The organism is Acrocarpospora pleiomorpha (genome assembly GCF_009687885.1).
Lineage (GTDB): Bacteria > Actinomycetota > Actinomycetes > Streptosporangiales > Streptosporangiaceae > Acrocarpospora > Acrocarpospora pleiomorpha.
The window spans coordinates 232,568-253,061 of record NZ_BLAF01000005.1; the positions used below are offsets into that span (position 1 = coordinate 232,568).

A 20,494-nucleotide genomic window follows, 5' to 3' on the forward strand; every position below is an offset into this window, starting at 1 on the left:
CTAAACACAAACTTTCCCGGGAACTAGCGAGCCCGCCGCAGCGTGAGCACCGTGATCTCGTCGATGATCCGGTCCCCGGTGAAGGCCCGGTGGTCCTCCTCGATGGCCTTCACCACCGCCGCCGGCGGCTGGTTCGCGCACCGGGCCAGCACCTCGGTCAGCCGGTCCTCGCCGTAACCCGCCCCGTCCGCGCTGCGGGAGCCGACCAGGCCGTCCGAGTAGAGCACCAGCGTCTCCCCGGCCGCCAGCGTGAGCTCCTCGGTGGCCGGGTCCGCGCCCTCCTCGAAGCCCAGCGGAACCCCGCCGCCGTCGGTGAAACGCACCCCGCCGTCGGGTTGCAGCAGGGCGGCGGGGTGGTGGCCGGCGGAGGCCAGCCGTACCTTCCTGCCGCGCACGAAACCGGCCGCGGCCATCACGAACAGGCCCGTGTGCTGCGCCACCAGCGCGTCGTTGACCTTGCGCAGGGCCGCGCCGGGGTCGCGCTCCCAGACGCTCATCACCCGCAAGCCGTTGCGGACCAGCGAGGTCACCGACGCCGCCTCGTCGCCCCGGCCGGCCGCGCTGCCGATCACGAAGCCCCAGCCGCCCTTCATCGGGAAGACGTCGTAGAACTCGCCGCCGATCGCGCGCAGGCCGGAGCCCGGGTGGTAGATGGCGGCGGTCTCGAAGCCCTGGATGTCGGGCAATGTCCGGGGGAGGACCCCGCTGCGCAGCGCGTCGGCGGCGTTCGAGCTGCGCTGGAAGCTTCGCTGGGCGCGCAGGGCCAGGCCCAGGTGGAGCGCGACCTCCTCCAGCAGGCCCAGGTCGGCGAGGCCGAACGGGGGGCGGTCGCGGAGCCGTACCAGCGTGAGGACGCCGTTGATCTCGTCGTCGGTGCGGATCGGGACCGACAGCAGCGAACCGGCGCGCATCTGGGCGAGCAGGTCGTCGCCCAGCAGGCCCTCATCGGTCAGCATCTCGTGGATGAGGCCGCTCTGGGTGGCCAGCACGTGGGCGACCAGCGGGGCGTCCGCCGGGGGGAGCGCCTCGACCGCGCGCTGCAGCCGCGCCACCGGCTCGGCGCTCGGCGCGATCACCGCCGACCGGTGCGGCACGCCGTCGCGGAGGATGTCGGCGATCACCCAGTCCGCGGTCTCCGCCGCCAGCAGTCGCGCCGCCCGGATCAGCGCCACCGGCTCGCGCAGGCTCTCCTCGTCCAGCAGCAGCCTGGTCAGCCGGGAGAGCAGCTCGTGCCGCCGCGCCGCGGCCAGGAACAGCGCCTCGTCCGGCGCCTGCGCGCGATCCGGGGGCTCGGGCAGCTGGACCTCGGTCGGCAGCGCGACCGCCGCCACCATCTCCTGCGGTTCGCCCGGCATGCGCAGCCGGCTCAGCACCAGCCGGACCGTGTGCGTGCGTCCCTGGTGGTTCAGCCGGGTCTCGAAGGTGGTGCTCTCCTCGCTGCGCAGCGCCGCGCTCAGCTGGGCCCGGAACGCCGCCCGCTCGGACGATTCGATCAGCAGCGGGAAGCCCCGGCCGATCAGATACCCGGCCGGGCTGCCCAGCAGGCGGGTCGTCTCGTTGTTGATCCGCCGGACCGTGCCACTCGGATCCATCACGATCACCGGCACCGGCATCGTCCGGAAGATCTGCCTGAGCAGCTTCTGCTCCCGCTGCGGCCCGCCGTCCCGGCGCTTGCGCCCCCGGCCGAGCTCGGCGAGGGCGTCCCTGACCAGTTCCTCGGCCGCCGCCAGTTCCTCGCTGGGCGGCAGGGCGGCGACCCGGTCGGCGAACTCGGCCAGCCGCTGCTCAAGCTCGGTCACGGACATATGCTCCTCTGTACATTATCCGGCGATCCAGGGGAACGGTCATCCTTGTGATTCCCATTCTCGCCCGCGATCTCGCGGCCCTGGGCCGGGTGACCGAGGGCGCCTCCTGCGAGAGCGTGCTGCGCGGGGTCACCGAGGCCATCGCCCGCGGCGTCCCCGGCTGCGCGGGCGGCACCGCCGAACTCTGGCAGGACGAACGCGTCCTGCTCGCCGCCTCCCACAGCGAGCTCATCGCCGTCATCGACCGCGAGCGCGACCTGCGCGAGGGCCCGTCCCGCGACGCCCTCGCCACCGGCCGCCCCGTCGTCGCCGCCGACATCATGCGCGACCCGCGCTGGCCCCGCTACGCGGCCGCCGCCGTCCGGCACGGCATCCGTTCCGCCCTGGTCTTGCCCGTGCGGGCCGACGGCGCCGTCGTCATCGTCGGGCTGTACGGCGTGCGCCCCGGCGTCTTCGCCGACCACGAGATCCTCACCGACCTGCTGCGCGAGCAGGTCACGGTCGCCCTGGCCAACATCTGGGAGTTCGACGACGTGCTCACCGGCGCCGCCCAGCTCCAGGAGGCGATGGCCGGACGCGCCCTCATCGACCAGGCGAAAGGCATCATCATGCAGGCCAGCGGCTGCTCCGCTGAGGCCGCCTTCGACGAACTGCGCCGCGTCTCCCAGCACCACCAGGTCAAGGTCGCCGACCTGGCGAAACTCCTCGTAACGGAACACCAGCAGAAGAACGCGAAGTAGCCCGGCCCCTGAAATCTACAATGTAAAGGCGCCGGGACTTCAGTTCGCGAACGCGGCCAATGCCTCGTCGAGAGTCTCGAACATGGGGAGCCGTTGGGACAATCCGGTCACCCACATCACCTTCGAGGTGGGGTAGTGCACCGCTATCAGCGCGAAATGCCCGCCCGCCCCGGTGGAGCGCTGCCAGTGATGCACGATCAGGCCGAGGGCGCGCGAGTCCAGGAACGAGACGCCGCCCAGGTCAAGGACCATGCCCGGCCCGTGCTCCTCGGCCTCGGTGTCCAGGTATTCGGAGAACTGATCCCGCGTGGTGGCGTCGAGGATCCCGTCGATATGGATCACCACGATGCCCTCCGCAGCGGTCGAGCGCATGGTGAGATTGGCCACGGCGTTCCTCCTTCGCCGCAACCTTACTGTTATCCCGGGGGTGGTGAAACTCCCGAATCTGGGGCATTATTGCGCCAGAGGTCCAGCAGAGGGCTTCGTCTCGAACGTTGAGCGAGGCGCGCCTTCTGCACGGTAAGGCGCAGCCCGCGAATCATATGAGGGGCTTGCCGAGATGCCTGCCGAAATCTGCGAACCCACCGCGGAAGACCTGCTCGCCGAACTCGCCGCCGACGACGTCACCGAAGAACGGCGCACCCGCCTCCGCGAACTCATCGTGGAAATGCACCGCCCGATGGCCCGCGACATCGCCCGCCGCTACCTGCACCGCGGCGAACCCATGGAAGATCTCCTGCAAGCCGCGTACGTCGGCCTGATGAAGGCCATCAACGGCTTCGACCCCACCCTGGGCCACAGCTTCCGCGGCTACGCCATGGTCACCATGACCGGCGAGGTCAAGCGTCACTTCCGGGACCGTACCTGGGCGGTCCGCGTCCCCCGCCTCTACCAGGAGCGCCGCTCCGAGCTCAACCGCCTGGTGGCCGACATGACCCAGGAGCTGGGCCGCTCGCCCAAGATGCCGGAGCTCGCCGTCCGGATGGGCCTGTCCGAGGACGACATGATCCTCACCCTGGACGCCTCCGCCGCCTACAGCACCCTTTCGCTGGACGCCCCCCTGGGCGCCGACGACGACGCGGCCGCCCTCGGCGACGTCATCCCCGACAGCGACGACAGCCTGTCCGTCCTGGTCGACCGGGAGGCCGTGAAACCCCTGATCGACGAGCTGCCCGAACGGGAGAAGACGATCCTGCTGCTGCGCTTCTACGGCAACCTGACGCAGGCGGAGATAGCCGAGGAGTTCGACATCTCGCAGATGCACGTGTCCAGAATCCTGCGCAAGGTCCTCGACCAGCTGCGTTCCGAGCTCGTCGCCCGATGAGTGCGGCATGGACCCTTCCCTGGGGTATCGCCAAACTTGGGGCGATATCCCGGGGTATCTTCATCGGGGATTCGCCACGACCGGGAGGCGTTAGCGGGTGAACGAGGACGGCGCCACGTCCGTGCCAAGGGGCGGCAAGGAGATCACCTTCTCCCTCGCCGACCTTCCCGACGTGCGGGAGTTCGCCGCCGCCCTCGCCCGCAGAGGCGGCATGACCGAGGAGCGCGTCGGCGACTTCCTGGTCGCCCTCAACGAGGTCACCACCAACGCGGTGACCCACGGCGCCACCAAGGCCCGCCTCCGCGTCTGGTACGACACGGGGGATCTCGTCGTGGACGTCCACGACGAAGGCCGCCACTGGATCCTGGACGGCGTCCCCGGCCACAAGCCTCCGGGCGAGCACGCCACCAGCGGGATGGGCCTGTGGGTCGCCCGGCTGCTGAGCCGCTCCCTGAACGTACGCACGGGGGACAGCGGCACGACCGTGATCATGCGCTTCCCCCTTTGAACTCGATCCGTGGGTGCCGGTCGCGCGAGTGTGCCGCGTGACCTGGGCTGAGGGGGGTCACGCGGCACGGTTCTCGGGGGTCGTTATCGGTTACCTGCGGGTGCGGGTGCGGTAGCCGCGCCAGGTGTTGACGCCTGCCGTACCCACGCCTGCCTGGTGCAGGGCGAGCAGGCAGAGGCCGAGTGCGACCAGAGCGGTGATGCCGATGCCGATGGACGCGTTGAGCAGGTCCAGCAGGAAGGCGATGCCGAACACGATGGCCGCCGCGATTGCGAACATGGGTTTATCCCTTCAGCTTGTCGAACAGGGAGCGGTACTCGCGTAGGGCGAGCCGCAGCTGCTCGGTGTCGTTGTGGTTCTTCCAGCCGTCCACCAGCGCCTGGCGGCGGGCGGCCAGCGCGTTCACCGCCTCGTCGATCAGCGCGTCGGCCTTTTCCACCGAGTCGCGCGGGTCGTCGACGAAGCCGGCTTTGATGTCGTGCCAGCGGGCGTCGAAGTTGATGTCGTCGGTGGGGGAGCGCTGTTCCGGGATGGCCACGGCGGGGGACGTGAGCACGTCATCCTGGGTCTCGTTGACCGGATTGTGGTCGATGTTGTCGGTGTCGAGTCGATCGTGATCAGACTCGTCCGTGTTGAGTGGGTCGTGATCTGGTCGGTCGCTCGCCACCAGCAGATCCACGTCGGCGGCGTCCTCGCGGCGCGCCTCCTCGTTGAGAAGCTCCGGCGAATCGGGCACCGGCTCCTCGTGACGGGTTTCGTAGGGGGAGTTGTATGGGTTTCGTTCCATCAGCGATCGGCCTCCTTGGGGTGCGGGGAATCGGTGAGCAGTTCCTCGAACAGCGCGCGATAGTGGACCATCGCCTGGCGGAGTTCCTCGGTGCCGGCCTCCTGGCGGGCCGCGCGTCCGCTGATCTCGTGGGCCTGGCGGTAGTGGTCGAGAGTGGCGCCGTACCCGACAGAAAGCACGTTCAGGCGTTCCTCGAACGCGTCGGTCGGGAAGCCGCGATCCGCCATGACCGCGGTCACGAGCGCGTCGGCCTCGGTCACCGCGAAGCCGGGCGCGTCGACGAAGCGCTCCTGGACCTCCGTCCACTTCTTCGCGTACGTCTCGCGGGTCTCGTCGTCCAGCGGACGGATGTCGAGTTCGGCGACCCGCGCCTCCCGGGCCAGCAGTTCCCGCTCGGCCAGGCGGCGGTTGTCACTTTCCTGGACGGTGCGGTCGTACTCAGGACCGAAACGATTCTGAAGATGGCGGCGGCGATTCCCGTTCGCGACGAGATAGCCTGCGGCTCCCAGCGCCAGCACCACGACTACGACGACAGCCACCCATGCGATGGCACTCATATCTGCCTCCGGGTGATTCTGTTGAGTTGTCGATTCGCACTGCCCGGGAAAGGGGCGAGTATTCACTGTTCTCGCGGGTAGAGGTCGTCCTCCGACAGAGGAGGTTCGTCATGGGCTTCGGAGCCAGCCTGGCCTTTATCGCGATCGGCGCGGTGCTCGCGTTCGCGGTGAAGTGGGATGTACCGGGGATCGACCTGCAGATGATCGGGTGGATTCTGATGGCGGTGGGAGCGGTGGGGGCGCTGATCACCGGTCTCTACACGCGCCGGCCGCGGGCGGAGGAGCCGGTGGAGACGGTGGAGCATGACCTGATGTATACGGTGGATCCGCCGACGGAGCCGTACCGCGAAGTGCACGAGGAGGAGTCCCACGCCAAGGTCCATCCGGGCGAACGACACGTGCACGTCCGCCGCGACTCGTACGACGACTGACAGAGCCGGATTCGAGCCCTTGACGGGGGAGCCGGTCAGGTGAGAGCGGAGACGATCCGCGCGGCGGCTTCGGCGATCAGGGATTCTTTGTGCGGGGTGCTGTATCCGGATCGATCGGACATGATGGCCATCACGAGCGGGGCGGTGTTCGGCGGCCACACGATGGCGATGTCATTGGCTCTGCCATAGTTGCCGGTTCCGGTCTTGTCCGCCACCGTCCATCCTTGGGGGACCCCGGCCCGGATGCGTTTATCGCCAGTGGTGTTGCGTTCGAGCCAGTCTTTGAGCATGGCGCGTTTGCCGGTGGTCAGCGCATCACCAAGCACGAGCTTGTGGTAGTCGGCGGCGATCGCCCGGGGAGTGGTGGTGTCGCGCGGATTCCGTGGGGGGTTTCTGTTCAGCTCGGGCTCGTAGTTGTCTATGCGGCTGACGGTGTCTCCGAGCCCCCGCAGGTAGGCGGTCAACTGCGCCGGGCCGCCGATGTCGCGCACCAGCAGGTTGCTGGCCGTGCCGTCGCTGTAGCGGACGGCGGCGTCACACAGCTGCCTGATGGTCATTCCGGTCGCGATGTGATCCTCGGTGATCGGCGAGATGGAGTTGACCTCGGCGCTGGTGTAGGTGACGCGCTTGTTCAGGTGACTGAGCGGGTTCTGGTGCAAGACCGCCGCCGCGGCGAGCGCCTTGAAGGTGGAGCAGAACGCGAAACGCTCGTCCGCGCGATAGGTCACCGTGGCGCCGGTGCCGGTTGCCAGGGCGTACACACCGAGACGGGCATCGTGTTTGCGTTCGAGCGCCGCGAACCGCGAACGGTCCGGGGATCTGGTAGCGCGGCGGCTCGGTGTCGGGGAGCTGGCAGAGCGACTCGGCGCCGGGGTTGACCTGGTGGCTGAGCGGTCATCCGCGCCGCATCCCGCCAGCGGCAGGAGAGCTGTGGCTACCAGCAGAGCACGGCGGGACGGGCCGGACTCACTTTCGGCAGGCACCTGCTTTCACCTGCCCGCGGCTGTACGCGATCACGACCTTAAGGTAATGCACACCACCGACATTCGGTCGAACCGAATTAGCCGGGCAGAACCGGCGACCTCTGCCGAAGATGACCAATCGCGGCCGCATCCCCGGGCCCATCCCGCTCCGCGAGCCGTTCCGCCACGTACGCCCTATGCGCGTCGTCGGCGTTGCCGCCGTACTTGAACTTGCCCTTGATCTCGCTGACGATCAGCTCCAGACCTCGAATCCCCCGGAACTGCCGGACATGCTCGGCCGGATCGACCAGCCCTTCGTCCAGCGCCGCGATCTGCTGCCGCAGAATCTCCGCCTTCTCCTCCGGATCCGCCACCACCCGGGCCTGGCAAATGAGCTGAACAGCCGCGTAGTACGTGGTCGGAATCCCCGCTCCCGGATCACCCTCGCCGGGCATGACCTTCCAGGCTCCCCGCACGTACGCCCAGTCACCCGCGACCGCCAGCACCACGTTCGGATTCTCCTCAATCGCCGGCCACACGGGATTCGGCCGAGCCAGGTGCAACACGATGCGCCGATCGTCAACCAGCAGGAACTGTGTCGGCACGACAACCGGCACGTCCCGTCCACGCCCAGCCGCGATCAACTGCCCGAACGAGTTCTCCCGCACGAACGCCAACGACTCAGCCTCAGATCCCGCGTCCCACGGATGAATAAGCATGCATCAGACGGTAAGAGAATGAACCGACCTACGCAACCAGGTATTATTCCTCCGAACCGAGCGCCACCCGCGCTGCGGCCAGAACCCCCGCGATATGCGACGAATCACCGGCTGCTACCTCGTAAAACCCCTCCTCCGGGTCATACGCGATATCCAACCCCTGCTCCGCCAGCCGCCCCGCCCACCGCAACGCCGTATTGATCTTCTCCTTCGGAACCGTACGCCCCTGCGCCACCGCCGACAGATTCCGCAAGTTCGTCGCCGGCCCCGACTGACTGTGCTCCCGGCTCAGCTTCCACGGCAACGCCGCCCGATGATCGCTCATCGGCCGAGACAACCCCGCAGCCCGCTTCGCCTGCAAAACCCCCGACTCAGTCACCCCAAAATGAGCCGCCAACTCCCCATTCGACCACCCCTGAGCCACCAGCCGCGCAAGCTCCCCCTGATCGACCCGAGCCTTCCTTCCCATGATCGCCACCCTAGGCCCCGGCACCTTAACCATGTGCGCACCAGCGACGAATCTACGCTAAGGTTGTTCTCGCCTGGCCAGCCAGGCAACGGGACGTAGCGCAGCTTGGTAGCGCACTTGACTGGGGGTCAAGGGGTCGCAGGTTCAAATCCTGTCGTCCCGACCAGTTTTAGCTGGTCGCAAGGGGTTTCGGATCTTATCCGGAGCCTCTTTTCGATCTTCGGGAGCCAAACGGGGAGCCAGAGGGTCAGGCGGATGTCGTCCGCTTTTTGAAGATCTTGTCCATGGCCTCGGCGCCCTTTGTCAGGGCGGGCCGGATCTCGTGTCGGTAGACGGTCTCGGTCACGTGTGTACTTCCATGGCCGACCAGGCCGCTGATGTCCTCCAATCGAACGTCATGCGCGCTTCGTGTCGCCCCGCACGAACCGGTAGACGGCGATCGTGCCCGCCTTCAGGTCGACTTCCGGCCACGTGAGCGCACGGGCCTCCTCGGTGCGAATGCCGGCTAGGAGCGACACGATCACGTAGACCGAGAGCGGGATATCCCGGGCGGATTCGAGGCCTCCAGCAGGCGAACAGCTTCCTCGAGAGTCATTGCCCGTGAGGGCCTCCCTTCCTGGCCATCGGGGACACTGACAAGGCTGGCGACGTTCCGCCTGACCTTGTCGCGCGCCTGTCCATGGCGGATAGCGCGCTCGACGAGCTGGGCTCTCGATCATGAACGGATGATCGAAGTCTGTCGGAGAAGATCCACGACAACCGGTTCCTGCGGCTGCTGCGTAACATGCTCCAAGCCGGATACCTGGAGGACTGGGTCTGGCACGCCACTCTTAGCGGCGCTCCGCAGGGTGGCTGCGCTTCCCCCGTCCTGTCGAACATCTATCTGCACCGGTTGGACGAGTTCGTCGAAACGGTTTTGATCCCGGAATACACCCGAGGAGGACGCAGGGCACGTAACCCTGACGCACTTTCTCCCGCACGCCCATCCGGGTGGACCTGGTCCGGCTGTCGTCGCGCGCCGAAATGCGTTCCCGGCCCGGGTCTGGGTCCTGTCGATCGCCCGCCGGGCGGTCATCGACGGATTCCGGGCCGCCTCCGCCCGTCCCGTCATCGCCGACCTCGCCGACTGGCAGGGAGCAGCCGACCGCCACCAGCCGCGCGGGCTGCCGGGCGTTGCCGACGGCGTCGCCCTGGACGACCTGCTGGCAGCCGTTCCCGAAGAGCGGCGCACGGCGTTCGTGCTGACCCAGGTGATCGGCCTGCCCTACCACGAGGTGGCGGAACACCTCGGCTGTCCGGTCGGCACCGTGCGCTCGCGCGTGGCCAGAGCCCGGCTGCAGTTCGTCGCCTCGCTGACCCAGGCCGAGCAGGCGGCCTGACACACACGTGAGGGTGCCGGGCCGTGGTTCGGCTCGGCACCCTCAGTGTCTTGTACGGGTGAGAACAGCCGCCCCGGTTGCTCTCACCGCCGGTGGGGGAGGTGCGTCAATGGGTCGCGACTCATCTGTCGCAGAAGACCTCGGGAACCAATGGCGATGAGTTCGCGACTACTGGTGCGGGTGCGTTCCCCCGTCACCTGAGATCCGTCGCCCTGGAGTTCCCCGTGCCACGACCCCGTCCGTTTCTCGCCGCCATCGCGTCGCTCGCGTTCGCCGTGGCGTGCAGTCCGCCCAGCGGTCCCGAGCCCGCCGCCTCGGCTCCGGCCGCCGCGACGACCACACTGCGCATCGGCCTGAGCGCCGAGTTGGGCGCGCTGGACCCGAACGCGTTCACCGGCAACTTCCTCATGCTGGACGCGATCTACGAACCACTGGTCACCTACGGTCAGGACGGCAAGCTGGAGCCGGGCCTGGCCGAGTCATGGACCGTCGAAGAAGGCGGTGAGCAGGTCACCTTCAATCTGCGGGACGGTGTGAAGTTCACCGACGGCACGCCGTTCGACGCCGCCGCCGTGAAGTGGAACTTCGACCGGTGGGTCGGCAACGAGCGCTTCTCGTTCTTCCGCGCCTCGCAGGTGATCGAGAAGGTCGAGGCTCCTGACCCGGACACCGTCCGGCTGACCCTGTCGGAGCCGTACGAGCCGCTGCTCCAGGAGATGTCGATCGTACGGCCGGTCCGGCTGCTCAGCCCGAAGTCGGCCGCCGCCGACGGTAAGTTCCAGAACCCTGTCGGCACGGGAGCGTGGAAGCTCGTCTCCAACGCCGCCACCGGCGCGACGCTGGAGCGCAACGACGAATACTGGGGTACGAAACCGCAGCTCACCAAGCTGGAGTTCAAGGTCATCCCGGACTCCCAGGCCAGGATCGACGCCCTGACCAACGGCGAACTCGACCTGCTCGGCGGCTCCTACCTGTCCCCGATCACACCCGTCGAGGCGCAGTCGCTGAACGGGCGCGACGACGTCAATCTGCTGACCGGCGCGCCGGACGTGAGCACAATGCTGGGCTTCAACTCTGATGGGCCGGCGGGGGACAAGGCGGTCCGGGAAGCCGTCATCAAGGCGATCGACACCGCCTCTCTGGCCAAGGCGCTGCTCGCGGGGCAGGCCGAACCCGCGAAGCGGGTCTTCCCTCCAGGGGTGCCCGACTCCGGCACCGACCTCCCGCTCGGCTTCGACGCGGCGGGCGCGGCCAGCACTCTGGAGGCCGCCGGATACAAGCTCGACGGCGAGACCCGCGCCAAGGACGGCAAGCCGCTCTCGCTCCGGCTGCTCATCCCGTCGACCCCGGCGGAAGGCCAGCTCGACCCGCGCGCCATGGCCTCCGCCATCGCCTCGGAGCTCCAGAAGATCGGTGTCGGCGTGGAAATCACTCCGGTCGACGCCGCCGTCTACTACGACGAACGCGCCGAAGGCAAGTACGACATCACGTTCTTCGAGACGCTCGGCGCGCCCTACGACCCGTCCAGCTCGATCGTGTCCCTGTTCACCGACGAGGCGCGGGCGCCGCTCTGGACGACCCCGGCCATCGAAGGCCTGGTCGACAAGGCCCTGTTCGCCCCCGACCCGGCCGCCCGAGGGCTCGCCTACCAGGCTCTTTACGATGCCGTGGCGGCCGACGCCGGGTTCGTGCCGCTGGTCTACCGGCCGCGCCTGTGGGCGGTGCGGGGCGAGGTGAGAGGCTTCGACGTGCCGACGACCGACGTCGACCTCGAACTGACCGGGGTCACCATCGGATGAGAACGGCGGCGCGCTGGGCCATCGACACCGCGGGCGTGCTCCTGGCGCTCACGGCCGGGACCTTCGCGCTCGTCCTGCTGGCCCGGGGTGACCCGGCCGCGATCCTGGCGGCGACCCGGGCCGGCCGGTCGGCCACGCCCGAACAGGTCGAGGCGGTCCGGGTCGAGTTGGGGCTCGACGCTCCCGCGCTGGTCCGGTACTTCCGGTGGCTCGGCGACGCGCTCACCGGCGACTTCGGGTTGTCGCTGCGGACCAGTACCCCGATCGGGCCGGAGATCGCCGAACGCATGGGCGTGACGTTGTGGCTGGTGGGTGGTTCGGCGATCGTGGCCCTCACAGTGGGGTTGGCGCTCGGCATCGCCGGTGCGGTGCTCGGGCGCGGCCCGGCTCGCGGCGCGCTGCGCGGCGGGGCCCTGTTGCTTACCTCGATCCCGCCGTTCTGGCTGAGCTACCTGCTCGTCCTCCTGCTCGCCCTGCACCTCGGGCTGGTGCCGACCTCGGGGATCGGCGGGCCGGAGACGTGGGTGATGCCGCTGGCCGTCCTCGGGCTGCCCGCCGCCGGTGCGCTGAGCCGGGTGGTGGCGGTGACGCTGCGCGAGGCGCTCGACCAGCCATATGTGATGGCCGCACGGGCTCGGGGCAGCGGACCGGTCTCGATCGTGCTGCGAGATGGCCTGCCAAACGCGGCCGGGCCGATCCTGTCGCTGGCCGGCATCACGATCGGCATGCTGCTGGTCGGCACGGTCGTCGTGGAGCAGATCTTCGGCTGGCCCGGCCTCGGCGACTACTTCGTGCACGCCGCCGGAGCCCGGGACGTGCCCGCGCTTCAGGCCAGCGCCTTGATCCTGGGCGGCGGGTTCATCCTGGCCAACCGGCTGGCCGACGTGCTCCAGGCGCTCATCGACCCCCGGTTCCGGCGGCTGCGGAAGGGGACGGTGTGAGGAGTACCGTCCTGGTCGTCTTCGTGCTCGCCGGGCTGCTGGCACCCCTCATCGCGCCGTACGACCCCGCGGTCAGCGATCTGGCCGCCGGCCTGCTGCCGCCGTCGGCCGACCACTGGCTCGGCACCGACCAGCTCGGCCGCGACCAGCTCAGCCGTCTGCTGTACGGCGCGCAGATCTCGCTGACGGTTACGGCGGCGGTTTTGGCGGTCTCGCTGACCTTCGGTGTGCTCGTCGGCACGCTCGCCGGATACTTCGGCGGCTGGATAGACCGGGTGATCTCCCGTGTCATCGACATGGCCGTCTCGCTGCCGGGCATGCTCGTGGCCCTGGCCGTCATCGGGGTACGCGGGCCCGGCGTGTTCAACCTCGTCATCGCGATGTCCCTGTGGGCGTGGTCGCCCTACGCGCGGATCGCGCGGGCGAAGGTGGCGGCGATGCGGGACAGCCCGCACCTGGACGCGCTGCGGCTGATGGGCGCGGGGCCCGCGCGGGTCATCGGCCGGCATCTGGTGCCGCCCGCCCTGGGGCCGTGCCTGGTGTACGCCAGCACTGACGTCGGAGCGATCGTGCTGGGCGTCGCCACGCTGAGCTTCCTTGGCTTGGGCATCCCGCCGCCGTACGCGGAATGGGGCCAGATGCTCATCGAGGGGCGGCCCTTCCTGGCGTCCGCGTGGTGGCTGGCCTATCCGCCGGGGATCGCGATCACCGCCGTGGTGTTCGCCAGCAACCTGCTTGGGGAACGCCTGGCGGGAGGTGACGAGCGGCCCTCGATTCTGCGCTGGGTGCTGCCCGCGCGCCGGAACCGGACCGTCGCCGCCAAGGATGACGAGGCGTTGCGGGTGGAGGGCCTGTCCGTCGGCTATCCCCAGCGGGTGGTCGCCGACGTCTCCTATGAGGTGCGACGCGGCGAAGTCCTGGCCGTAGTAGGGGAGAGCGGTAGTGGGAAGACGACCTCGGTACTGGCGCCCTTCGGCCTGGTCGACCCTCGGGCGATCGTCACCGGGTCGATCACCCAGGGGAAGCGCGTGGGCGTGGTCTTCCAGGACAACCTCGCTGTGTTCAATCCGCTGCGAACCATCGGCTCCCACGTGGGCGAGGCGGTCAGGAACGCTCGGCGGGGGCGGCGCACCGAAGAACTGCTGACCCTGGTCGGCCTGCCCGCGTCCGTCGCCCGGCGCTACCCGCACGAGCTGTCCGGCGGCCAGCGGCAGCGGGTGCAGATCGCCATCGCCATCGCGGGTGAGCCGGAGTTGCTGATCGCCGACGAACCGACCTCGGCGCTGGACGTGACCGTACAGGCCCAGCTCCTCGATCTCCTCGCCCGGCTGCGCGACGAACTGAACATGGCGATGATCGTGGTCAGCCACGACCTCGCGGTGGTCGCCCGCCTGGCCGACACCGTCGCCGTCATGTACGCCGGGCGCATCGTCGAACAGGGTCCGCTCAGCACGGTGATCAACAGCCCGGCACACCCTTATACCCGCGGCCTGCTCGACGCCGTACCCCGTCCGGGAGCGGTGCCGGGCACCCGGTTCCGCACCATGCCCGGCCGATCCGGGGCGGCCCCCGACGACCTCGCCGGTTGCGCGTTCGCGCCCCGCTGCGTGATCGCCGTGCCCGAATGCTCCGCCAACAGGCCGATGCTGGAACTGATCGGCGCGGGACATCAGTCGGCCTGTCCGAGGAAGGCGTGACCATGCTGGAGGTCGACGGGCTCACCACCGCGTTCCTGAAAGAGGTCACCCTCCGGGTTGGCCCCAGGGAGATCGTCGGGATCGTCGGCGAATCGGGCTGCGGCAAAACCACGCTCGCCCGGGTGATCACGGGTCTGTGGCGTCCCACTGCGGGTGTGGTGCGGTTCGACGGTGTGGACGTGCACTCCCTGCGCGGACGTGCACTGCGCGATCATCGCCGGAACATCCAGATGGTCTTCCAGGACCCGTACCTGACGCTGAGCCCCCGGCAGACGGTCCGGCAGGCGATCAACGAGCCCCTGGCGATCCATCGCATCACCGACCCTGTCCGCGTGGACGAGCTGCTCGACCTGGTCGGGCTCGACCCCGAGGTCGGCGGGCGCAAGCCCCGGCAGCTGTCCGGCGGACAACAACAGCGCGTGGCCATCGCCCGCGCGCTCGCCCTGGGACCCCGGCTCCTTGTGTGCGACGAGCCGGTGACCGCACTGGACGTGTCGGTGCAGGCCAAGGTCCTCAACCTGCTCTGCGGCCTGCGCGACCGGCTCGGCCTGGCCTGCCTGTTCATCGCCCACGACCTGGCCGTGGTCCGCCAGCTCGCCGACCGCATCGCGGTCATGCACGAGGGCCGCATCGTCGAACAGGGCCCGACCCTGGACGTGATGACCGAACCGCAACACCCGTACACCCGGACGTTACTGGCCGCGACGCCTACGATCCCCTTCGCGTAGCCAGCACGACCAACGGGATCACCACGCACTGCGCGGCCACGGCCAGCCAGAACCACGGCAGATGGCCGGCCCGCTCGAACACGCCGTAGAGAGGGCCGCCCACCAGTCCGCTGAGGCAGGCGCCGATCCCGACGGCCAGGCGCTGCTGCCCGAAGACCACAGTCGCCGACCGTTTCGACCGGGCCAGCGCCTCCAGGTCGTTTTTGAGGAACAACACCGCGTTGCCGAAGCTGATCGCGGCGACACCCGGCACGATCAGGACGGCGGAGAAGGCGGTCATTCCGGCGGCCAGACAGCCGAACCCGATCAGCATCGCCGTGGGGTAACTCATGCGCTGGACCCACCCGGAGACCAGCGGCTGCAACAAGGCCAGACCGAGGGAGTAGCCCATCATCGCCAGGCCGAAGGTCAGCGTGGAGACCCGGCCCTGGGCGTAGCTGGACAGGTATTGGTAGAACTGCATGTACACGTACAGGGACAGAGCGGTCACCACGAACGGCAGCGATGCGCTCGGCGACCGCCGCCGTGGCCGGAGCGCTGGCGAACTGCACCAGGGTCGCCACCGCGAGCACCACCCCGACCTGCTCCATGGCCAGGTCCACGCGCTCGTGCAGCAGCACCGCCATATAAGGGTGCACGGAGAACGAACCGACGTTGACCAGGAACCCTCCGGCCAGCACGGCGAACCGAGCCCCGGTCAGTGATCGCCGATAGATCAGTCGCTTGGGCGTCGTCAACTGGCCGGTGACCTCCGTGTCGTGTGCTCCCTGAAAGAGTCGTCCGGCGAAGGCGGATGGTTCCTGCATGATCGGGACGAATATCCGAACTCGGCGGGAACCAGGCGGATACCGGATCCGACTCTCTTATCAGAGCCAGGGGCTCACCAGATTCGAGAGGACTCTCCCGTGACCACCGACTCCCTTCCCCCACAGGCCCCGCCCCGCCGAGGCGTGTGGTCCCAGTTGCGGCCCCTGCTGCTGCGTCTGCACTTCTACGCGGGTGTGTTCATCGCGCCGTTCATCCTGATCGCGGCCGTTACCGGCCTCATCTACACCACCGCGCCGCAGGTCGAGCGCATGGTGTACGACCATGAGCTCCGCGTTCCCGCCGGGCAGACGATGCAGCCGCTCAGCAAGCAGGTCGCCGCCGCCCGAGCGGCCCACCCTGCAGGCGACATCAATTCGGTCATGCCAGCCGTCGATGCGACCAGCACCACCCGGGTGGTCTTCTCGGACGAAACCGTGCCCGCCGACTACGAGATGGCGGTGTTCGTCGACCCGTACACGCTGGAGGTGCGCGGCCAGGAGCGGACCTTCGGCCAGTGGCTCGGCGTGCGGGCCTGGATCGACGACCTGCACCGCAACCTGCACCTGGGCGCGTTCGGCCGCAACTACAGCGAACTGGCTGCGAGCTGGATGTGGATCGTCGTCCTCGGCGGCCTGGCCCTATGGATCGGTCGGCGCCGCAGCCTGAAGCGCGTCGTCCTGCCGGACACCTCGGCCAAGAAGGGCCGCTCCCGCAACCTGTCGTGGCACGCCGCCACCGGCGTGTGGATCACGATCGGGCTGCTGCTTCTCTCGGTCACCGGCCTGACCTGGTCGAACTACGCGGGGGCCAAGATCGCGGACGTCCGGACGCTGTTCGACTGGAACTCCCCGCCGCTGGAGACGAGCCTGACCGCCGACAGCCAGGCGGCCGAGCACCAGCATGGTGCCGCCCCGGCCGTCGAGGGCGGCGACGCGGTGTTCACCTCGGGCGTCGGCATCGACGGCGTCATGGCCACCGCCACCGCGCAGGGCCTGCGGACCCCGCTATTCATCGCTCCGCCTGCTGATGGACAGTCGGCCTGGAAGGTGAACGAGAGCAAGCGCGACTGGCCGACCCGCTTCGACGCGGTCACCGTCAACGGGAGCACGGGCACGGTCGTCGACCGGGTCGACTTCGCCGAGTGGCCGTTCATGGCCAAGATGACCAACTGGACGATCGACGCCCACATGGGCATCCTCTTCGGCATTCCCAACCAGCTCGTGCTGGCCGGTCTGGCGATCGGTCTGATCTTCGTCATCGTGCGCGGCTACGGGATGTGGTGGCAGCGCCGCCCGACCGGACAGCGGTTCGGCCGCCCGGCTCCACGCGGCAGCCTGCGCGCGCTCACACCGGGCGTGCTGGCGGGTGTGGCCGTGGCCACCTTGGTCGTCGCCTACTTCGTGCCACTGTTCGCCGTCAGCCTGGCGATCTTCCTGGCGGTCGACGTGCTGATCGAACGACGGCGGACGACCCGCCCGGCGGTGCTGCCCGGTACTTTTGAGTCGGTCTCGGCCTCTCCCGAGGAGGCTCAACCGTCCGAGCCCAGCCTGCTTTAGAAGTTCACCGACTTCACGGCGAGCTCGAACGATTGCGCCACCCTTCCGACTTATCGCGAACTTCTCGCAACAAGAGGGACCCCGCTCGTGGACATTCATCCGCTTCGTGTGATGATGACGGCGAAGGCGAGCGCGGACTGAGGAAACCGGTGTGAATCCGGTGCGGTCCCGCCACTGTGATCGGTGAGCGAGTCCCGAAAGCGCGCCACTGCTCCGGCGACGGGGTGGGAAGGCGGGGACGAGCGTCGACCCGAGAGCCAGGAGACTCACGCGGTCGCCTCCTCGATGAACTGGGGCGGATTTCCCCTGAGAGGAGCGGGCCTCGATGCCTGGCATGCCGGTGGTGACGCCGCGAGGCCCTTCAGTGACCCCTTTCACAGATCCGCCCCGTTGTGCACATTCCTTGAGAGGAACATGTCATGACGGGCAGACGTCCCACGTCCCTGCTGCTCGCCCTGCTGGTTACCGGTGTGTTAGCCGCCTGCGGTGGCACATCGGCAGAAGAACCCCCGGCCGCACAGGCCTCGGCTGAACAACCTCCCGCCACGACCGCGAGCACGGGCTTCCCCCTTACGCTCGAGAACTGCGGCGTCACCACCACCTACGAGGCCGCGCCGACGCGCGCCATCTCGATGAACCAGCACGCCACCGAGGTGATGCTGGCGCTCGGCCTGGAGAAGTCGATGATCGGCACCGCCTACCTCGACGACCAGATGCTGCCCGAGTACAAGGCCGCCTACGACGCCATCAAGGTTGTCGCGAAGGAGTACCCCTCCTACGAGGCCTTGCTGGCCGAGGAGCCCGACTTTGTCTACGGCGGCTTCGGCAGCACCTTCGACGAGAAGGAGGGCCGCAGCCGCACCGCGCTCCAGGAGGCGGGCATCAAGACCTACCTCAACGTCGAGGAGTGCGCCGAGGGCGCGGTCACGATGCAGCTGATGGACCAGGAGATCCGCAATGTCGCGAAGATCTTCGGAGCCCAGGACAAGGCCGACCCGCTGCTGACCGAGCTTCACGGCACCCTGGCCTCGCTCCGCGAGAAGCTGGCCGGCGTCCCGCCGGTGAAGCTGTTCGTGTACGACTCCGGCGACAAGACCGCCTTCACCGCCGGCGGCAAGGGCATCGGCAACGAGATCATCAAGCTCGCGGGCGCGGAGAACATCTTCGCCGACGTCGACAAGGTCTGGGGCGACGTCTCCTTCGAGCAGGTCGCCGAGCGTGCCCCCGACTGGATCGTCATCTACGACTACGGCGACGAGCCCGTCGACGCCAAGAAGAAGTTCCTCCTGGACAACCCCGCGCTCAAGGACGTCCCGGCGATCAAGGAGCAGCGCTTCGCGGTGCTGCCGCTGTCGTCGGTCGTGCTCGGCGTCCGCGCCCCGAGCGCCGTCGAGGCGCTGGCCGAGCAGATCTACGCCGACCAGTTCCGGTGAGCGAGTTGACCGTGGCCGCCCTGCTTCCGGCGCGGCGCCCTGGCCTGCGCTATCCGATCGTCATCGGCCTGCTGCTCGCCCTGCTGGCCGGGGCGGTCACCGCGGCGATCGCCGCCGGATCGGTCCCGCTGCCGGCCGGGCAGGTGTGGGCGATCCTGCTCCACAACGTCCACCCCGCCCTGGCCGAGCCGACCTGGACCGCCGCGCGGGAGACCATCGTCATGGACGTGCGGCTGCCGCGCGTTCTGCTCGCGGCCGTCGTGGGCGCGGGCCTGGCCGTCTGCGGCATGGCTCTCCAAGCTCTGGTACGCAACCCGCTCGCCGACCCCATGCTCCTGGGCGTGTCGTCCGGGGCGAGCGTCGGCGCGGTCAGCGTACTGGTCTTCGGCCTCGGGTTCTTCGGCGCGTTCTCTCTGCCGATCGCGGCCTTCGTCGGCGCGCTGGCCGCCCTGGTGGCGGTGTACTTCCTGGCCAGGCAGGGCGGCCGGATGACCACAGTCCGCCTGGTGCTGGCCGGGGTCGCCATGGCCGAGGTGCTGTCGGCGGTGGCGAGTTTCCTGGTGGTGACGTCCAATGACCCGCACAAGACCCAGGCGGCGGTGCGCTGGATGCTCGGCGGCCTGGCCGGCACCACCTGGACGATGGTGTGGATCCCGGCGGTGGCCGTCCTGGTCGGCACGGTCGTGCTGCTGGGGGTGTCCCGTCCGCTGAACCTGCTGCTGGCGGGGGAGGAGGCGGCGGCCTCGCTCGGCCTGGACGTGCACCGGTTCAGGGCGGCGCTGTTCGTGCTGGTCGCGATGATGATCGGCACGATCGTGGCAGTCAGCGGGGCGATCGGCTTCGTCGGCCTGGTCATGCCGCATGTCGTGCGGCTGATGATCGGCGCCGACCACCGCAGAGCGCTTCCGGCGACGGCCCTGCTCGGCGCGTCCTTCCTCATCCTGGCCGACCTGCTGGCCCGCACCCTCATCGCCCCCGAGGAGATTCCGGTCGGCATCCTCACCGCCCTGGTCGGCGGCCCTTTCTTCCTGTGGCTGATGCGGAGGCGGTCGAAGTGACGCTCACCGTGGAGAACGTCTCGGTCCGCATCGGCGGCAAGAACCTCGTCCACGACGTCTCGCTGGAGGTCGCCAAGGGTGAGGTGCTCGGCCTGGCCGGACCCAACGGCGCGGGCAAGTCGACGCTGCTGCGCACCTTCTACCGGGCGCGCAGGCCGACCTCCGGCCGGGTGCTCCTCGATGGTGAGGACGTTTGGAAGATGCCGGGAACCGCCCTGGCCAGGCGCCTGGCGGCGGTGCTCCAGGAGACCGGCGGCGACTTCGAACTGTCGGTGTACGACATCGTGGCCATGGGTCGCACCCCGCACAAACGCGCCTTCGACGGCGACAATGCCGACGACAGGTCCGTCATCGCCGACGCCCTGGAACGGCTCGACGTCGCCGGGCTGGCCTACGCGCCCTTCGACCGCCTGTCGGGCGGCGAGAAACAGCGTGTCCTGATCGCCAGGGCGCTGGCCCAGCAACCGGCCACGATGGTGCTCGACGAACCCACCAACCACCTCGACCTGCGCCACCAGCTCGATGCCCTGAGCCTGGTGCGCGGCCTCGGCGTCACGGCGGTGGTCGCCCTGCACGACCTCAACATGGCCGCCGCCTTCTGCGACCGCATCGGCGTCATGGACGCCGGCCGGATCGTCTCCCTCGGCACCCCCGAGGAGGTGCTGACCCCCGCGATGCTGGCGGAGGTCTACCGGGTCGACGCCGACGTGGCGCTCCATCCGGAGACGGGCGTCCCGCAGGTGACCCTCCGCACCGGAGGGAGACGCCTCACGAGCTGACCCCTCCGTTCCTGA

The 20,494-nt window shown here is 69.0% G+C and carries 23 protein-coding genes, 1 tRNA gene and 1 riboswitch; of the genes, 14 read left to right on the forward strand and 10 right to left on the reverse strand.

The window, feature by feature from the left end; all coding sequences use genetic code 11:
* Positions 1–23: 23 nt before the first annotated feature.
* Positions 24–1,799 carry a SpoIIE family protein phosphatase gene (locus tag Aple_RS03940; protein WP_246264100.1) on the reverse strand — a complete coding sequence of 592 codons (1,776 nt, stop codon included), beginning with the start codon at positions 1,797–1,799 and terminating at the stop codon, positions 24–26.
* A gap of 53 nt (positions 1,800–1,852) precedes the next feature.
* On the opposite strand from Aple_RS03940, the gene Aple_RS03945 reads away from it, so the two are divergent.
* A complete protein-coding gene (locus tag Aple_RS03945; RefSeq protein ID WP_246264102.1) occupies positions 1,853–2,545 on the forward strand; it encodes a GAF and ANTAR domain-containing protein in 693 nt (230 codons plus the stop codon).
* Between the two features lie 39 nt (positions 2,546–2,584).
* Here the strand turns inward: Aple_RS03945 and Aple_RS03950 are convergent, their stop codons facing one another.
* Complete coding sequence (locus tag Aple_RS03950; RefSeq protein ID WP_246264104.1) at positions 2,585–2,932, reverse strand: STAS domain-containing protein; 348 nt, start codon at positions 2,930–2,932, stop codon at positions 2,585–2,587.
* A 172-nt stretch (positions 2,933–3,104) separates the two neighbouring features.
* Between Aple_RS03950 and Aple_RS03955 the strand changes: the two genes are divergently transcribed.
* Positions 3,105–3,869 (forward strand): SigB/SigF/SigG family RNA polymerase sigma factor, encoded by a 765-nt coding sequence (locus tag Aple_RS03955; protein ID WP_155343056.1) that lies wholly within the window; start codon positions 3,105–3,107, stop codon positions 3,867–3,869.
* 97 nt (positions 3,870–3,966) lie between these two features.
* Positions 3,967–4,377 carry an ATP-binding protein gene (locus Aple_RS03960; RefSeq protein ID WP_155343057.1) on the forward strand — a complete coding sequence of 137 codons (411 nt, stop codon included), beginning with the start codon at positions 3,967–3,969 and terminating at the stop codon, positions 4,375–4,377.
* Positions 4,378–4,467: 90 nt separating this feature from the next.
* Here Aple_RS03960 and Aple_RS03965 read toward each other — a convergent pair whose 3' ends face one another.
* Genes Aple_RS03965 through Aple_RS03975 form a run of 3 tightly spaced genes read right to left on the reverse strand, consistent with a single transcriptional unit; the run spans position 4,468 to position 5,721 of the window.
* Positions 4,468–4,656: a hypothetical protein gene (locus Aple_RS03965; RefSeq protein ID WP_155343058.1), complete on the reverse strand. Its 189-nt coding sequence runs from the start codon at positions 4,654–4,656 to the stop codon at positions 4,468–4,470.
* 4 nt (positions 4,657–4,660) lie between these two features.
* Positions 4,661–5,164: a hypothetical protein gene (locus Aple_RS03970; RefSeq protein WP_155343059.1), complete on the reverse strand. Its 504-nt coding sequence runs from the start codon at positions 5,162–5,164 to the stop codon at positions 4,661–4,663.
* Positions 5,164–5,721 carry a hypothetical protein gene (locus Aple_RS03975; RefSeq protein ID WP_170321274.1) on the reverse strand — a complete coding sequence of 186 codons (558 nt, stop codon included), beginning with the start codon at positions 5,719–5,721 and terminating at the stop codon, positions 5,164–5,166. Before Aple_RS03975 ends, Aple_RS03970 begins: the two co-directional genes overlap by 1 nt.
* A 110-nt stretch (positions 5,722–5,831) precedes the next feature.
* Between Aple_RS03975 and Aple_RS03980 the strand changes: the two genes are divergently transcribed.
* Positions 5,832–6,152, forward strand: coding sequence for a DUF6458 family protein (locus tag Aple_RS03980; protein ID WP_155343060.1), 321 nt, complete (start codon positions 5,832–5,834; stop codon positions 6,150–6,152).
* A 35-nt stretch (positions 6,153–6,187) separates the two neighbouring features.
* Here Aple_RS03980 and bla read toward each other — a convergent pair whose 3' ends face one another.
* The 3 genes from bla to Aple_RS03995 all read right to left on the reverse strand — a co-directional run bounded on the left by bla (position 6,188) and on the right by Aple_RS03995 (position 8,158).
* Positions 6,188–7,135: a class A beta-lactamase gene (gene bla, locus Aple_RS03985; RefSeq protein ID WP_155343061.1), complete on the reverse strand. Its 948-nt coding sequence runs from the start codon at positions 7,133–7,135 to the stop codon at positions 6,188–6,190.
* Positions 7,136–7,212: 77 nt separating this feature from the next.
* The gene (locus tag Aple_RS03990; protein WP_155343062.1) at positions 7,213–7,833 is read right to left on the reverse strand and encodes an FMN-binding negative transcriptional regulator; all 621 of its coding nucleotides are present in this window, start codon (positions 7,831–7,833) and stop codon (positions 7,213–7,215) included.
* A gap of 43 nt (positions 7,834–7,876) precedes the next feature.
* Positions 7,877–8,158, reverse strand: a complete 282-nt coding sequence (locus Aple_RS03995; RefSeq protein WP_246264108.1) for a hypothetical protein — start codon at positions 8,156–8,158, stop codon at positions 7,877–7,879.
* A 233-nt stretch (positions 8,159–8,391) separates the two neighbouring features.
* On the opposite strand from Aple_RS03995, the gene Aple_RS04000 reads away from it, so the two are divergent.
* A tRNA-Pro gene (locus Aple_RS04000) sits at positions 8,392–8,468 on the forward strand.
* Between the two features lie 229 nt (positions 8,469–8,697).
* Here Aple_RS04000 and Aple_RS55435 read toward each other — a convergent pair.
* Positions 8,698–8,820, reverse strand: coding sequence for a hypothetical protein (locus tag Aple_RS55435; protein WP_281361522.1), 123 nt, complete (start codon positions 8,818–8,820; stop codon positions 8,698–8,700).
* Between the two features lie 681 nt (positions 8,821–9,501).
* Here Aple_RS55435 and Aple_RS54195 point away from each other — a divergent pair.
* From Aple_RS54195 to Aple_RS04025, 5 genes are all read left to right on the forward strand, one after another.
* Entirely contained in the window at positions 9,502–9,681 is a 180-nt protein-coding gene (locus Aple_RS54195) for a sigma factor-like helix-turn-helix DNA-binding protein (protein ID WP_281361523.1), read from the forward strand.
* Positions 9,682–9,905: 224 nt separating this feature from the next.
* A complete protein-coding gene (locus Aple_RS04010; protein WP_155343065.1) occupies positions 9,906–11,480 on the forward strand; it encodes an ABC transporter substrate-binding protein in 1,575 nt (524 codons plus the stop codon).
* A complete protein-coding gene (locus Aple_RS04015; RefSeq protein ID WP_155343066.1) occupies positions 11,477–12,421 on the forward strand; it encodes an ABC transporter permease in 945 nt (314 codons plus the stop codon). Before Aple_RS04010 ends, Aple_RS04015 begins: the two co-directional genes overlap by 4 nt.
* Entirely contained in the window at positions 12,418–14,118 is a 1,701-nt protein-coding gene (locus tag Aple_RS04020) for a dipeptide/oligopeptide/nickel ABC transporter permease/ATP-binding protein (protein WP_155343067.1), read from the forward strand. The genes Aple_RS04015 and Aple_RS04020 overlap by 4 nt, the downstream gene beginning before the upstream one ends.
* Before the next feature lie 2 nt (positions 14,119–14,120).
* On the forward strand, positions 14,121–14,846 hold the full coding sequence (locus tag Aple_RS04025) for an ATP-binding cassette domain-containing protein (protein ID WP_155343130.1): 726 nt from the start codon (positions 14,121–14,123) through the stop codon (positions 14,844–14,846).
* Here the strand turns inward: Aple_RS04025 and Aple_RS04030 are convergent.
* The gene (locus Aple_RS04030) at positions 14,827–15,336 is read right to left on the reverse strand and encodes an MFS transporter (RefSeq protein WP_218038100.1); all 510 of its coding nucleotides are present in this window, start codon (positions 15,334–15,336) and stop codon (positions 14,827–14,829) included. The genes Aple_RS04025 and Aple_RS04030 overlap by 20 nt on opposite strands.
* A 415-nt stretch (positions 15,337–15,751) precedes the next feature.
* Between Aple_RS04030 and Aple_RS04035 the strand changes: the two genes are divergently transcribed.
* From Aple_RS04035 to Aple_RS04050, 4 genes are all read left to right on the forward strand, one after another.
* Positions 15,752–17,209: a PepSY-associated TM helix domain-containing protein gene (locus Aple_RS04035; RefSeq protein ID WP_218038101.1), complete on the forward strand. Its 1,458-nt coding sequence runs from the start codon at positions 15,752–15,754 to the stop codon at positions 17,207–17,209.
* Between the two features lie 139 nt (positions 17,210–17,348).
* Positions 17,349–17,477: riboswitch (cobalamin riboswitch) on the forward strand.
* Positions 17,478–17,628: 151 nt separating this feature from the next.
* Positions 17,629–18,642, forward strand: a complete 1,014-nt coding sequence (locus Aple_RS04040) for an ABC transporter substrate-binding protein (RefSeq protein ID WP_155343068.1) — start codon at positions 17,629–17,631, stop codon at positions 18,640–18,642.
* Entirely contained in the window at positions 18,639–19,700 is a 1,062-nt protein-coding gene (locus Aple_RS04045) for a FecCD family ABC transporter permease (RefSeq protein WP_246264112.1), read from the forward strand. The genes Aple_RS04040 and Aple_RS04045 overlap by 4 nt, the downstream gene beginning before the upstream one ends.
* Positions 19,697–20,479: an ABC transporter ATP-binding protein gene (locus Aple_RS04050; RefSeq protein WP_155343069.1), complete on the forward strand. Its 783-nt coding sequence runs from the start codon at positions 19,697–19,699 to the stop codon at positions 20,477–20,479. Before Aple_RS04045 ends, Aple_RS04050 begins: the two co-directional genes overlap by 4 nt.
* Positions 20,480–20,494 lie beyond the last annotated feature (15 nt).